Origin of the sequence: Tautonia rosea (genome assembly GCF_012958305.1) — a bacterium.
GTDB lineage: Bacteria > Planctomycetota > Planctomycetia > Isosphaerales > Isosphaeraceae > Tautonia > Tautonia rosea.
On sequence record NZ_JABBYO010000003.1, the window covers coordinates 357923 to 372556 of the forward strand.

General features: G+C 64.6%; 7 protein-coding genes. 6 read left to right on the forward strand and 1 reads right to left on the reverse strand.

The features are described 5' to 3' along the window. The first annotated feature begins 235 nt into the window (after positions 1-235). The 6 genes from HG800_RS06835 to HG800_RS06855 all read left to right on the forward strand — a co-directional run bounded on the left by HG800_RS06835 (position 236) and on the right by HG800_RS06855 (position 12154). Positions 236-2644 carry a class I SAM-dependent DNA methyltransferase gene (locus tag HG800_RS06835; RefSeq protein WP_206352151.1) on the forward strand — a complete coding sequence of 803 codons (2409 nt, stop codon included), beginning with the start codon at positions 236-238 and terminating at the stop codon, positions 2642-2644. A 192-nt stretch (positions 2645-2836) separates the two neighbouring features. Continuing rightward, entirely contained in the window at positions 2837-3736 is a 900-nt protein-coding gene (locus HG800_RS26915) for a class I SAM-dependent DNA methyltransferase (protein WP_206352152.1), read from the forward strand. Positions 3737-3875: 139 nt separating this feature from the next. After that, positions 3876-4913 (forward strand): STAS-like domain-containing protein, encoded by a 1038-nt coding sequence (locus tag HG800_RS06840; RefSeq protein ID WP_169975132.1) that lies wholly within the window; start codon positions 3876-3878, stop codon positions 4911-4913. Between the two features lie 1137 nt (positions 4914-6050). After that, on the forward strand, positions 6051-9158 hold the full coding sequence (locus HG800_RS06845) for a glycosyl hydrolase family 38 (protein ID WP_169975134.1): 3108 nt from the start codon (positions 6051-6053) through the stop codon (positions 9156-9158). Between the two features lie 195 nt (positions 9159-9353). Continuing rightward, positions 9354-11465 (forward strand): mechanosensitive ion channel domain-containing protein, encoded by a 2112-nt coding sequence (locus HG800_RS06850; RefSeq protein WP_169975136.1) that lies wholly within the window; start codon positions 9354-9356, stop codon positions 11463-11465. A 128-nt stretch (positions 11466-11593) separates the two neighbouring features. Next, positions 11594-12154: a hypothetical protein gene (locus HG800_RS06855; RefSeq protein ID WP_169975138.1), complete on the forward strand. Its 561-nt coding sequence runs from the start codon at positions 11594-11596 to the stop codon at positions 12152-12154. Positions 12155-12540: 386 nt separating this feature from the next. Here the strand turns inward: HG800_RS06855 and HG800_RS06860 are convergent, their stop codons facing one another. Next, positions 12541-14616 (reverse strand): ArnT family glycosyltransferase, encoded by a 2076-nt coding sequence (locus tag HG800_RS06860; protein ID WP_169975140.1) that lies wholly within the window; start codon positions 14614-14616, stop codon positions 12541-12543. Positions 14617-14634 lie beyond the last annotated feature (18 nt).

Sequence of the window (14634 nt, forward strand, 5' to 3'; positions counted from 1 at the left end):
GAAACCAAGAAGCCCAAGAAGGAAAAGGCCAAGACCACCACCAAGGAGCCGAAGAAGTCTTAACGATTCCCGATGTGTAGGGTGCGTCAAGTCTTCGAAGACGCACCGATCGGCTCGTTCCTCATGCATCTTCGAAGACTTGGACGCACCCTGCCATCTGATTGCATCCTCCCAAGGCTCCTGATACCCTGTCCAGTCCCCCCGACTTCGACACCGGACCGGGAGCCTTGGCACGATGAGCACCAGCCCAGACCCTCTCTCGACCAACCCCGACCCCCTCGACGCCTTCATTCGCACCTGGTCCGACGCCGGAGCGGCCGAGCGGCAGAACTACCAGCTCTTTCTCATGGGCCTCTGCGAACTGCTCGACCTCCCCCGGCCCGAGCCCGCCCGGCCCGACGCCCCCGGCGATTACGTCTTCGAACGCTCCGTCTCCATCCAGAACGGCGACGGCTCCACCACCACCGGCCGCATCGACCTCTACCGCCGCGGCGCGTTCGTGCTCGAAACCAAGCAAGGGGTGACAGTCGCCGACGACCCCGTCAAAAACCCCCTCGCCCCCTCCCGTCCCCGCCGCGTCGGCCACGGCGTCCGCGGCTCCAAAGGCTGGGACGAATCCATGATCCGCGCCCGTGCCCAGGCCGAAAACTACGCGAAGCACCTCCCCCCCGGTGAGCAGTGGCCCCCCTTCGTCATCGTCTCCGATGTTGGCTACTCCATCGAGCTGTTTGCCGACTTCTCCCGATCGGGCCGACCGTATCTTGGCTTCCCCGCCCACGGCGAACACCGGATTGTGCTCGACGACCTCCGACGCCCCGAGGTCCGCGACCGCCTCCGCGCCGTCTGGCTCGACCCGACCTCCCTCGACCCCTCCCGCCGCGCCGCCCGCGTCACCCGAGACGTCGCCGCGCGCCTCGCCGAACTCGCCAAACTGCTCGAAGCCGACGGACACGACCCCGAGCCCGTCGCCCACTTCCTCATGCGATGCCTCTTCACCATGTTCGCCGAGGACGTGGGACTGCTCCCCTCCGACGGCTTCCGCCAGATGCTCGTCAAGATCCGCGACGACCGCCGCCTCGACATCCTCCCCGCCAAGCTCCGCGCCCTCTGGGACGAGATGAACCGCGGCGGCTTCTCCGCCGTGCTCGACGACCAGATCCGCCAGTTCAACGGCGGCCTCTTCGCCGAGTCCGACGCCTTGCCCCTCTCGCTTCCCCAGCTCAACGCCCTCATCGACGCCGCCTCGGCCGAGTGGTCCGAGGTCGAGCCGGCCATCTTCGGCACTCTGCTCGAACGCGCCCTCGAACCCCGCGAACGCCACAAGCTCGGCGCCCACTACACCCCCCGCGCCTACGTCGAGCGCCTCGTCCTCCCCACCGTCATCGAGCCCCTCCGCGAGCAATGGGCCGACGCCCAGGCCGAGGCCCTCCAGCTCGACCGTGACGGCAAGCAGGCCGAGGCGATCAAGACCGTCGAGCGCTTCCTGCACCACCTCTGCGGCACCACCGTGCTCGACCCCGCCTGCGGCACCGGCAACTTCCTCTATGTGACGATGGAGCACATGAAGCGCCTGGAGGGGGAAGTCTGGGACGTCCTCCGCGGCCTCGGCCGTCGTCAGGAAGCCCTCGGCCTGGCCGGCGAAACCGTCGGCCCCGGCCAGTTCCTCGGCATCGAGCTGAACCCCCGCGCCGCCGCCATTGCCGACCTTGTGCTCTGGATCGGCTACTTGCAGTGGCACCTCCGCACCTTCGGCGTCGCCACCGTCCCCGAGCCCGTCCTGCTCCGCTTCGACAACATCGAGAACCGCGACGCCGTCCTCGCCTACGACCGCGTCGAGCCCGTCCTCGACCCCGACACCGGCCAGCCCGTCACCCGCTGGGACGGCCACACCACCAAACCCCACCCCGTCACCGGCCAGCCCGTCCCCGACGACTCCGCCCGCGTCCCCGTCCTCCGCTACCTCAACCCCCGCAAGGCCGACTGGCCGAAGGCGGATTACGTCGTCGGCAATCCGCCGTTTATCGGTGCCGGCCCCCTCCGCCAGGCCGTCGGCGACGGCTACGCCGAGGCCCTCCGCAAGACCCACAACGACGTTCCCGAATCCGTCGATTTCGTCGTCTACTGGTGGAACCACGCCGCCCACCTCGCCCGGCAAGGTGCCATTCAACGCTTCGGCTTCATCGCCACCAACAGCTTGCGCCAGACCTTCAACCGCCGCGTGCTGCAAGGTCACATCTTTGCTGAAAGTGATCCGCTCTCGATCACCTATGCAGTACCAGATCACCCGTGGGTCGATACCGCAGATGGTGCTAATGTGCGAATCTCGATGACTGTCGGACAAAGGGGAAGGCATAAAGGTCTACTGGCTCGATCCGTTGACGAACGATTGAGTGGTTCGGAAGAAGTTGATGTTGATCTTGCACGTTCGCAAGGAATGATTCTTTCTGACCTGACAATCGGCGCTGATGTCGCTGGCTCGGAAATGCTTCAATCGAATTTCGGATTGAGCAACACCGGAGTTAAACTGCATGGTGCGGGTTTTATCGTCACTCCTGAGGAAGCTGAGTCGTTGGGGCTTGGCAAAATAGAGGGAATAGAAAATCATATCAAGCAGTATCGGCATGGCAAAGACGTTGCACAATGATCACGTGGTGTCCTGGTAATCGATCTTGATGGGCTCGATAGAGAAGAAGTGCAAAAGCGATTTCCTGAAATCTACAATCATTTGCTTGTTAATGTTAAACCTGAAAGAGATCAGAATAACGAAAAGTATCGTCGTGAGAATTGGTGGTTGTTCGGAAGAAAAAATACAGAGCTTCGTGCAGCTCTAAAAGGGTTGAGACGGTTCATTACTACTCCCGAAACCTCAAAACATCGCTTCTTCGTCTTCCTCGACGGTTCCGTTCTCCCTGACAACATGCTCGTCAACATCGCGCTCGACGACGCTCATTTCCTCGGCGTTCTCTCCAGCCGCATTCATGTCACCTGGGCACTCGCGGCCGGTGGTCGGCTTGGGGTCGGGAATGATCCCCGCTACAACAAGACCCGCTGTTTCGATCCGTTCCCCTTCCCCGACTGCGACGACTCCCTCAAGGCCCGCATCCGCGCCCTGGCCGAATCCCTCGACGCCCACCGCAAGCAGCGTCAGGCCGAGCATCCCGACCTCACCCTCACCGGCATGTACAACGTGCTGGCGACGCTCCGCTCGGGCGCGCCGCTGACGGACAAGGAACGCGACATCCACGAGCGCGGCCTCGTCTCGGTCCTGAAGCAGATTCACGACGAGCTGGACGAGGCCGTCTTCGCCGCCTACGGCTGGCCCGCGACGCTCTCCGACGAGGAGATCCTCGAACACCTCGTCGCCCTGAACCGCGAGCGGGCCGACGAGGAGCGCCGGGGACTCGTCCGCTGGCTCCGCCCCGAGTTCCAGGCCCCCGACCACGCCACCACCCCCGCCGCCGTTCAGGGGGAATTCCCCCCCGACCCGGCCGACCTCGCCGCCACCTCCGCCGCCGCCGTCCCCCCCTCCGCCAAACGCCCCTGGCCCAAAACCCTCGCCGAGCAGGCCCAGGCCCTCCGCTCCCTCCTCGCCTCCCTCCCCGAACCCGCCACCCCCGCCGACCTCGCCCGCCACTTCACCAAGGCCCCCCGCCCCCGCGTCGCTGAACTCCTCGACACCCTCTCCACCCTCGGCCAGGCCCGCCCCCTCCCCGACGGCCGCTTCGCCCCCCCGTAACGTTTCTCGGTCCTCCTGCCCCGGTCGTGGCCAGGAGGCTCCTCCTCAATCAGGTCATCTTGACAGGCTCGCCGGGCTATGGTGCCAACTCATCCTGAGTGCGTTCCAGGAGAGATCGCACGTCGGCGCAGGACGAATCATGCTCAGTCAACGAGCAAAGGCGATCCGTGATTTCATTCTCGACACTGTCCCGAACAATCCCTCTCAAATCGGTCGATTGACCCGGCAACAGTTTGGCCTGACACGCCAGGTCGTGAACCGACACCTGGCCGAGCTTGTCAACCGGGGAGAACTTGAGGAGACCGCCCGTCGGTCCTACAGGCTCAAGGTTCTCTCGCGAAAGGTTGCGTTTTCGCTCTCAGATCATTCCGATGAGGAAGAGACGTGGCGACTGCACATTGCCGACTTATTCCTGGGCTTGCCTGAAAACATTCAGCGCATCTGCTACTACGGCTTCACCGAGATGTACAATAATGCTGTGGATCATTCCACCGGTTCAAAGATCGACGTTGAAGTGATCGTAGAACCGCGCCGAGTCCTTCTCGCCCTTGATGACGATGGGATCGGGATCTTTGAAAAAATTCGTTCGTTTTTGGGATTCGAAGATCACCACCAGGCGATTTTGGAGCTTTCCAAAGGAAAACTGACAACGGATCCCCGTCGTCACACGGGCCAGGGAATCTTCTTCACGTCGCGCATGTTTGACATGTTTGCCTTGCGAGCCAACAATCTAGCCTACATTCACTCGGTCGGGATCACGAATGACTGGATGATTCAGATGGAGCGAAACGAGAAGGGAACCGGTGTGATCATGGAAATTCGCAAGGAATCCGAGCGCACCACCCGAGAGGTTTTCGATCGCTATTCGAGCGACGACGAGAATTACCTTTTCTGCCGGACTCATGTTCCTCTCTCACTTGCAAACTACGGCGGCGATCAACTGGTCTCACGGTCGCAGGCGAAACGGATTCTGGCTCGGTTTGAGCAGTTCGAGGAGGTCTTACTCGACTTCAAAGGCGTTGAGGAGATTGGCCAGGCGTTCGCCGACGAGATTTTCCGCGTCTACCATTTCTCGCACCCCAAGGTGCGAATCATTCCCCTCAATGTTTCACCTTACGTGGATCGGATGATCAGACGAGCGATGGCCGGTCGCGACGAGTCGGCACCATCCGAGTGACGCGGGTGGCCCGGACACCGGCCACGGTGTCTGGGTGCCGCAGGCACACGAGGCGTCGGACTTCGCCCCGCGTTCCGATCACGACTTGGCATCCCTTCCACCTCGTGCGGCTTCGCCGCCCGGACACCGTGGCCGGTGTCCGGGGCACCCCCTGTCTGAACCGTCGCACCGACCCGAGTCGGAACATCAGCCCGGTTTTCCTCTCCCGGGACCTGGAAGGTGTGTCTTCGCGGACTCGACACACCCTACGGGACTCCCCCCCATGCCCGATTCAGTGACTGCCCCTGCCGATTTTCCCGATGATAAGGTCGAGGAACTCGCCTGATCCCTGTCCGTCTCGACTCCATTGAACGCACCCGAGGGAGCCCCGCGCCGGAACCTCTCCCATGCCGCCGCATTCCCTCGGTTCCGTCCTGCCCGCCCGTCCGCGCACGCTCCGCGCCCCTTGTGCATCCTCACCGGCGCGTTCTTCGCCGCCGTCCCACCCCGCATTCCCGAAACGAACCGCCCTCAATCGTCCGAACTCCTTGTCCTGCATCCACTTTTCTCCATGCTCCCTCGGTGCAACAGAGCGCACCGACCGCGCACCCCTCGGCGCACCGATCGCGCACCGCCTGGCCTTCGACGACTCCGCCATCCGTTCCCATCCCTGTTCCCACCGCGATTCATCCGTGGCGTCTCTCCCCACTCCTCCATTCCCGAAACGAACCGCGTCCGATGTTCCGAACTCCTTTCCCTTAAAACACTTCCTTTCCTTTCCTCCTGGCGCCTCCTGGCGCACCGGCCGCGCACCCTTCGGCGCACCGCAGGCGCACCACCCATTCTCGCCCGCTTCCTCGCGCCCTTCCCATCCGTGTTTCATCTGTGTTCCATCCGTGGCTCCGTTCCTCTCTCCTCCATTCCCGAAACGAACCACGCCCGATCGTCGCAACTCGTTTCTCCTGATCGGCTTCCTTCGCACATTCCCGGGCGCACCCGAGCGCACCGCCTGCGCACTAAACCGCGCACCGAGGGGCGCACCCCTGGCGCATCGGGGCCGATCGGTCTGGTATGATGCGGCATTCGAACCGCTCGCCCGGCGAGCCGGCCTCCGCACCCGCACCGCGTCCCGTTCCGACCGAGCAAGGCGATCCCGCGATGGCGACCGACCCCGAGCACTCCCCGGACGACCCCAACCCGAACCCGACCACCCCAACCACCCCCCCCGGCGACCCCGAGGACGGGCCGACCGTCGATTCGGTTGCCCCAGCCCTCGACGGCGAGACCCCGGCCCCGGATCTCCCGCCCGACGACCAGGCGGAGGTCGCGCCTGCTCTCCCCCCCGAGCCCGAGCCCGAACCGACCGGTCCGAAGCGTCGCGTCGTGGTCCTGATCGCCGACAGCGGCCGGCGTCCCGAAGACTCAATCGACGAGGCCGAGGCCCTGATCGTCTGGTCGGCCGTCTCCGCCGCCTGGCACCCGAGCATCCTCGCCCGAGTCGACGAGATTCCGATCATCGAAGATGCCGAGGCCCCCGGCAATCCCTCCCCTGGCGAGGTCCGCCTCATCGCCGGAAAGGGTGTTGCCTACGTCAATTACGGCTACCGCGAGCAGGCGTCCGAGATCGGCGTGCCGGTCCTCGCCATCGAGGCGGGGGAGTCCGACCGCGACGGCCTCGCCCGATTGATCCTCGAAGCCCTCGAACCCGGCGCCGACCTCGGCCCGACCGACGATCCGACCGTCCCCGACTTCTACGCCCTCGGCTCCGCCCGCTGGTGGGTCCGCGACCTGACCATCGGCATGGAGCACGTCGATTGCCTCGACGCCGCCAGCCTCTCCCGAGAAGCCATCGGCGCGGCCAAGAGCTGGCAATCGGGCGACACCACCGGCGCCGTCAACCGCCTGCGGGCCGCCTTCGAGCTGCTCACCGAGTCCCGCGAACGCTTCTACCCGGTCGATTCCTTCGTGGTCGATCTGCACCTGCTCGATGTGGCGTCCCCCGCCGACGCCCTGACCGACCCCCTGGAGGCCCGCACCCCGTTCACGATCCTCGCTCCGGCTCAGGCCGTCGCCGCGATCGCCGAGAAGAACCCGGACGACGTCGCCCGCCTCCGCTCGGCCATCGACGAGGGTTGGGCCGACGTCGTCGGCGGTCCCTTCGCCGAGACGGGCGAGGGGCTCCGGCCGGTCGAAACCATCCTCTGGCAGTTCCGCGAAGGGGCCTCGACCTACCGCACGCACCTCGACGACCGCACCGTCGAGACCCTCGCCGGCCGCCGCTTCGCCCTCTACCCGATGCGCCCTCAGATCGCCAAGCGCTTCGGCTTCCGCTACGCCCTGCATCTTGCCTTCGACGACGGCACCTTCCCCGTCTCCCGAGAGTCGAAACGGCTCTGGGAATCTCCCGAAGGGGCCAACCTCGAATCCCTCACCCGACCTCCGCTCGCCGCCGACCGCAACGCCACCGCCCTGACCCTCGCCTGGGACATGGCCCGCTCGATGCGAGACGACCACGTCGCCACGCTCGGCCTTGTCCACTGGCCGAATCAGGTGGCCGACTGGTTCCGCGACCTCCGGCGATCAGCGACGTATTCCCCGGTCCTCGCCCGCTGGGCGACCATCGGCGACTACTTCCACCTGACCGATCGCCCGTACGAGGTCCTTCGCCCGAAGCTCGATCAGTACGTCACCCCCTACCTGGAACAGGCCGTCTCCCGAGGCGATCCGAGCCCGATCAGCCGTCGTGCCAAACACTTACGGCTCCGTGCTCGGCTCGATCTGGTCGAAAGCCTCCGCGCGTTGGCCGCCTCGCTCGACTTCGTCGGCGCCCCCTTGCCCGACGAGCAGGGGCCGCTCCCGGCCGGGGCCTCCGCCGTCGCCGAGGCCGAACGCCTGCTCGAAACCGGCCAGCTCGACGAGGCCGAGTCCGCCATCGCCGCCCTCGAATCCCAGTGGTCCGCCGAGGCCGCCCGCCGCGTCGTCCCCCCGTCTGCCGACCCCTCCGGGAACGGCTCGGAAGGCTCGGAGCAAGGGGGGGCCCTGATTCTCAACCCCCTCTCGATCCCCCGCCGCGTCTCGGTCGTCCTGCCCGACACGCCCAACCCTCCGCCCAGCGAAGGCCCCGTCCGGGCCTCCCAGTTCACAGCCAAGGGAACCGAGGCGGTCGTTACCCTGGCCGGCTTTGGCTACGCCTGGATCCCTCGCAATTCCAGCGGTTCGGCCCAGCCTGCGGGGGTCTCCGAGACGGTCCACGCCCGAGGCCGGGTCCTCCGCAACGAGATGCTCCGCCTGGAAATCGACGAGGCGACCGGCGGGCTCCGCTCCCTGATGGGAGCCAACGACGACGAGCCCCGCCTCGGCCAGCAGCTTATCATCGCCGGCATCAGCCAAACCGATAAGAAAGGACAGATGCGTCATAGCCGAATGAAGGCCTCGTCGGTCGAGGTCGAGTACGGCGGCCCGGCCCTCGTCCAGGCGGTCTCGACCGGCCAGATCCTTCACCCGATCGAGGACCAGCCGCTCGCCTCCTTCCGCCAGCGCTTCCGCCTCTGGAGCGGTCGGCCGGTCCTGGAGCTGGAGATCGAGCTGTCCGACCTCGACGACGCCTGGCTCGCCTCGATCGCCAACGGCCCCGCCTGGTCCAGGTATCTCGCCTGCCGATGGGCCTGGCCCGACGCCAACGCGACCCTCCGGCGCTCCTCCTTGCTTGGGCTCCAGTCCACCACTGCCGATCGTCCCGAGACGGCCGAGGTCCTCGACATCACCGCTCGCCGCCAGCATACGGCCCTCCTCTTCGGCGGCCTGGCCCACCACCAGCGTCACGGCCAGCGGATGCTCGACACCCTGCTCCTTGCCGGTCGGGAGTCGGAGCGGACCTTCAAACTGGGCATCGCCCTGGACCTGGAGCACCCCTTCCAGGCGGCCCTCGACCTGCTCTCTCCCCCGGCACTCGTGCCAACGACCGGCGGCCCGCCTCGATCCGGCCCGGCCGGCTGGTTCTTCCACCTCGACGCCAAGTCGGTGGCCGTGACCCGGGTTGAGCCTGTCATCCTCGACGGTGGCGAGGGGCGCGGCCTGGCCTTCCACCTGCTCGAAACCGGGGGCCGGTCGGTCCGCTGCAAGCTCCGTCTGTTCCGCGAGCCCGTCTCCGCCCGTCAGACCGACTTCCACGACGAGCGGATCGTCGAGCTGTCCGTCCAGGGAGACGCCGTCCAGCTTGACCTGACCCCCCACGAGCTGGCCCGGGTCGTCGTCACCCTCGGTTGACGTTGACGCAATCCGTCGGAACCCGATGATGGGCACGCGGCCCCAGTCTCGACAATTGACCTGGGCCGCTTGCTCAGATCCCTGGGACTCGGGGCCGTCGTCGCGTCACGGTCGATCGGCCGCGGGCAATCCCGATGTTGGGGGCACCTCTCCCACCCCCATCCTTATCTCGACCGTGGCAAGGAGGCCCGGCGTATGACTCGCGTCCTGATCCTGGCGGCCCTCTCGGTCTGGTGGGTCTTCGGCCCGCCGAGTCTGATTCACGCCGAGTCAACCGAATCAAACCCCCCGGCTGAACAGGCCGCCACGGAGGCACCCCCGCCGACGCCGACTCCCGCTCCGGTTTTACCTGCGTCGTCGAATGCCGCTGAGCAAATTGCCCTGCTTTCCGCCTCCATCGCCGAGGACACGAAGCGGCTGGCCATGCTCCGCACCGAGGTCGAGACCGCCCGGGCCGAGGTCGATCGAGCCAATACCGAGTTCCGGACCCTCGACCAGAAGCACCGAGACCTTACCGAGCAACTGGAGGCGCTCCGCCAGCAGGAGCAGCCTACCGATTCGCTGGCCAAGGAACTCGAAGCCCTAGAGCGATCCCGAGCCTTGGCCGACGAACGTCGAGAGCTGGCGGCCACGGCCCTGAAGACCTTCAACGAGCAGATCGCCACCCTGGAAACAAAGCTCCGCCAGAGCGATCAGGCGCTGAAGCGATTGCTTGGCGAGGAGCCCAAAGAGGCCGCAACCCCGGAAACGCCCGAGTCCTCGGCGGCTCCGGCTGCCTCCGCTCCTCCCGTTGCCGCCGAGGAGCCAGAGCCCAAACCGGCAGAGCCAGGGCCTTCGATTCCAGGGCTTCCCGACCTTGGGAAGATGGCCGGAACCACCGGGACGGAACTCGTCGTCCGACCCACCTTCGGCCCCAACCCAGACGATCCCAAGCTCAAGGAAGCCCGAGAGGCCGCGGAGAACTCAGCCTCCCTGCTCGAGCAGGCCGAGGCCGAGGTTACCAACCTCTCCGAGCGGCTTCGCACCATTGATGAACAAATTCGCAATGAAGAACGTGTGCGCGATACCTCGCGTCGTACGATTGACAACGTAGAGGCCAGCGGGACGGAGTTGGCCCGTGACTATCAGGACAAGTTGTTCGGCGGCGCAGACGGGGGTGAACTCCGAGAGCTGCAAGGACGCATCCGAGAGAACGAGCGACGGCTTCTCCAGGCCCGTGCCGAATCACGCCAGCATAGCGACGAAATCATCCGCCTTCAGGCCGAACGCAGCGAGATTACCTCGCAACTTCAGCTCGCCCGCTGGCGAGCCGAATCGGCCCGCTCACAATTCTCAGAGGCCGAATCAACCCTGAAGCGAATGGAAAATCCATTTTCTCCTGAAAATGTGATTAATTGGTTTTTTCGTCATGGTGTGAATATCATTGCAATTGTTCTTGGTATGCTCATGCTCCGTTGGGGCTGTCGGCTGATCAGCCGACGGATCGTGAGCTTGATGAGCCAGCGCGGCCAGCGCGGTACAACGGCCGAGAAGGAGCATCGGATCTCGACTCTCGTCGGGGTCTTTGACAATGCGGCCTCGGTTGCGGTGGTGGTCGGCGGCATCCTCATGATCTTCCAGGAACTTGGCGTGCCGGTCGGGCCCTTGCTCGGCGGTGCGGCCGTCCTCGGCCTGGCGATCGCCTTTGGCGCGCAGAATTTGATTCGAGACTTCTTTTATGGGTTCGTCATTCTCCTGGAGAATCAGTACAAGCTCAACGACGTGATTCGGATTCAAGGGATTGCCGGTCAGGTCGAAGCGATCACCTTACGGGTGACGGTTTTGCGTGATCTGGAAGGCTGCGTGCATTTCATCCCCAACGGCGAGATCACGAAGGTGACGAACATGACGCACGGCTGGTCTCGTGCGCTGTTCGAGGTCGGCGTGGCGTACAAGGAGAACGTTGATCGGGTGATGGACGTGATCATGCAGGTTGGAAAGGAGTTGCGGCAGGACCCTCAGTTCCGGATGCTGATTCTGGAAGACCCGACCATGCTCGGCGTCGACGCCTTTGCCGACTCGGCCGTGGTCATCAAGTTCTTCATCAAGACGCGTCCCTTGCAGCAGTGGACGGTCAAGCGAGAACTGCTACGTCGACTCAAGAACACGTTTGACGAGTTGGGCATTTCGATTCCCTTCCCGCACCGAACCATTTATCACGTCCACGACGAGGGACATACTCACCTTGCTCACGAACCGCATCTGAGTGGAGGAGAGGAGATCATCGTTGCCGGGCGGGCCATGCCGGACGCTTCGTTAGGTCGATAGAGATCGCCTCGCCACGGTGTGTTCCGGGATGGCACTTTGCGTACAATACGGCTCGGGTAACGGGTCGGCCGATCAGGGTCGACCCGCGTTCCGTTGTTCGCACCGATTGCTCTCAGGGAGTCCGCACCGTGAATCGATCGATCCTAGGGACCATTGCCTCGATGGGACTGCTGCTCGCTGTCGTTCCGGCCTTGCAGGCCCAGGACGCCAAGGCGAAGGAAACACAAACGGTCAAGGCCGGGGGCCTGTCGTTCGAGGTTCCTGCCGACTGGAAGGTCAACCAGCCCCGGAGCCAGATGCGCCTGCTGGAGATTGCCGTGCCGCCGGCCGAGGGTGACAACAAGCCCGGTGAGCTTGTCCTCTTCGCCTTCCCCGGTGGTGCCGGTACCGTGCAGATGAATGTCCAGCGCTGGCAGCAGCAGTTTTACACCGAGGATGGCGGTCATCCCGACATCGAGACCGAGACGATCAAGGCTGGTGATGCCGAGATCACGGTGGTCGAGGCCGCCGGTCGCTACAAGACCCAGATCCCGGCGCCGGTCGATGAGCCGAACTTCCGCCTGATCGGCGGGATCTACCCAACGGCCCGCACTGGCTATTTCTTCAAGCTCGTCGGTCCCGATAAGACCATTCAGGAGGCCGGCCCTGCCTTCCGAGAGATGCTGCAATCAATGAAGATCTCTCGTTAACATCACGTCAGTTGACGTTTCCGCGTTGTGCGCGGGTTTCGGATCGATCCGATTGGGCCTGCCGATCGGATCGATTCCTGCGTTGACCGAGACAGCGAGGGGTGGCGATGGCTGACCAGGGGGAGCTATTCTGAAGATCGACGGTCCCGCGCCCTTGGCAAAGCAAGGGGTGCAGCCTTTCGGAGCGCCCTCCCATGTCGTTCACCACGATCTACTGCGCACGGTGTACCTCCGAGAATCACGCCTCAGCCCGTTTCTGCGAGAGTTGCGGTCTTCCGCTGGGGACGGTCGAGCCTGATGCCGAAGCGGCGCAAGAGGCCCTTGGCCCGTATGAGGTGCCCGACCCGGCCGATCAGGATACCTCTCGGGTGATCCGAGACTTCGCCTCAAGGAGTGGTTATGAGGTCCACCCGGCCGGGCACGGCTACCGGTTGGTTGTGCCCATGCCTCCCGATCGTCGGCAGGCGGTCTACGTCGGTTATGTCGGGTCGGACCGCGATGGGAGGCCGATGATTGCCCTCGTCTCGGTCTGTGGTCCGGCCAACCATCGAGACAGCCCGACCTTGCTGAAGCTCAACGCCGTGACGGTTGAGGGACACTTTGCCATCAAGGTTCTGCGCGGGGAGGAGTACTACGTTGTGATTCGCAACCTCACCCCCGAAATGGCCTATGAGACCGATGCCGCGAGTGTCGTGCAGCACATCGCCGAGCTTGCCGATGGGTTGGAGGACCGACTGACCCGCGGTCGCGACCTCTTCTGAGCCGGAGGTCTCCCGCTCGGTTCGGATCGCGTCGATTCGGTAGATGGCGATCGTCCCGTCGTCGGTCAGGCGATCGGGGACGATTTCGTCGAGAACTCGGAAGTAATCGTCCGGTCCCCACGGGCCATGCTGGAGCGAGGCCGAGACGGCCACAAACCGGGTGCTCGGGGCGAACCGATCGGGCAAGTTGGGCTGAATCGCCCCGGCGTCGATGATATGCCGGGTGCCGATAACGCCGTAATACGCTGGGTCTGTATCTCCGAAGTAATACGTTGTCAGATCGTGATAGATCGGCTCCTCGTGTTGAATCCGGGCGAGCGAGCGAGCCCCTTGTCCCCAGTCGAGGTTCGAGTCCGCCAGAATGTGACGGCCGCCGACCGGTCCCCCGCCCAGAATGTTGAAGTAGGACAGTTCGTACGGGTGAATGCTCGCAACCGCGACCACCTGGCCGATCAGGCCGATGGCTGCCAGTTTGCGCCACGGCCGGGCACTTTCGGCAAGCTTCGAGACCCAGACAATGGCCAGCGGAGCCAGGGGCAAGAGATAGCGGAGCCCGTAATTCCGCTTCGATCCGAGAGCCGTCAGGACAAGCATGGTCACGAGCGTGACGCCGATGACCACCTCGTCGCTGGTCGGTTTTCTCCAGCCGAGGCGAAGCTGTCTGAGGCTGGCCGCCATCCGCCCGCCGGCGAGCAACCAGAAGCCGAGAGGAACCTTCACGCTCATGGCAATCACATAATAATACCACCAGCCTTGCATTCGACGTTCCCCAAGCAGGTAGCTGACTCCTCCGGAGCGCTGGTGGAGCATCTGGATACCCAGGGCGACGTAATCTTGCGGCCATTTCCGCTCGCTGAGCCAGACGAGCCAGGGGTCAACCCTCGGACCGAACCGGCCGTCGAGTGCCGGGTGCGAGGCTCCGACTCGGGCCGAGGGGCTGATGGTGGCGAATCCGGTGATGATCAGGTCGGTGGCGAGGAGGACGATGCCGAAGATCATCATCCCGCCGCCCACTTTCGTCACCAGACGGATCGGCCGGCGATCTCCTAACAATAGGCGATCAGTGACCCAGGCCAGGGCGAGAATTGGTGGGAGGAGGATTGTGGTGAACTTGCAGGAGAAGGCGACCCCAGCGGCGACGGCCGATCCCAGGAACATGCGACGATCACCTGATTCCAGGAATCGCGCGAAGAGCAGGCTTGCCACGATCCAGAACAGGAGCAACGGTAGCTCCATGGTGATGAGGCCGCCGTGGGCGAGCAGATTTGGGCTGAAGGCGAAGATCAGGGCGGCCATTGCGGCGGCGTTCGGACCGTAAACGCGTCTGGCCCAGAACGCGGTGACGAGAAACGCAGCGAGCCAGATCCAGAGGGCTCCGAGTCGGAGGACCGGCAGCAAGGCAGCCTGATGGGTGATCGGGTCGTCGATCCAGTCCCCTCGGCCGATCAGGTCGAGCACCCAGAGGGTGGGGGCTTGCTGGAGCCTGAGGAAGGTCATCGGCGATCCCATCCGGCCGATCGTTTCCAGATCGCCTGTGCGCCACCAATGGGCGGCCAGCTCCAGGTATGCGACCTCGTCGTAGGTGGCCGAGGTTTGTCCGAGGCCATGAATCAAGAGTCCCAGGCCGAGGGCGGCCGCCATCAGGCAGACCCCGATCCAGGCCCAGTTGCGAACGGTCAAACAGTCGTACGGTGGTCTCATCACGTCGGGCATCCTGCC

What these genes read in the sequence shown, in the direction of transcription:
- HG800_RS06840 (WP_169975132.1), top strand. Translation starts at nt 3,876, where the DNA reads ATGCTCAGTCAACGAGCAAAGGCGATCCGTGATTTCATTCTCGACACT.
- HG800_RS06835 (WP_206352151.1), top strand. Translation starts at nt 236, where the DNA reads ATGAGCACCAGCCCAGACCCTCTCTCGACCAACCCCGACCCCCTCGAC.
- HG800_RS06845 (WP_169975134.1), top strand. Translation starts at nt 6,051, where the DNA reads ATGGCGACCGACCCCGAGCACTCCCCGGACGACCCCAACCCGAACCCG.
- HG800_RS06850 (WP_169975136.1), top strand. Translation starts at nt 9,354, where the DNA reads ATGACTCGCGTCCTGATCCTGGCGGCCCTCTCGGTCTGGTGGGTCTTC.
- HG800_RS06860 (WP_169975140.1), bottom strand. Translation starts at nt 14,616, where the DNA reads ATGAGACCACCGTACGACTGTTTGACCGTTCGCAACTGGGCCTGGATC.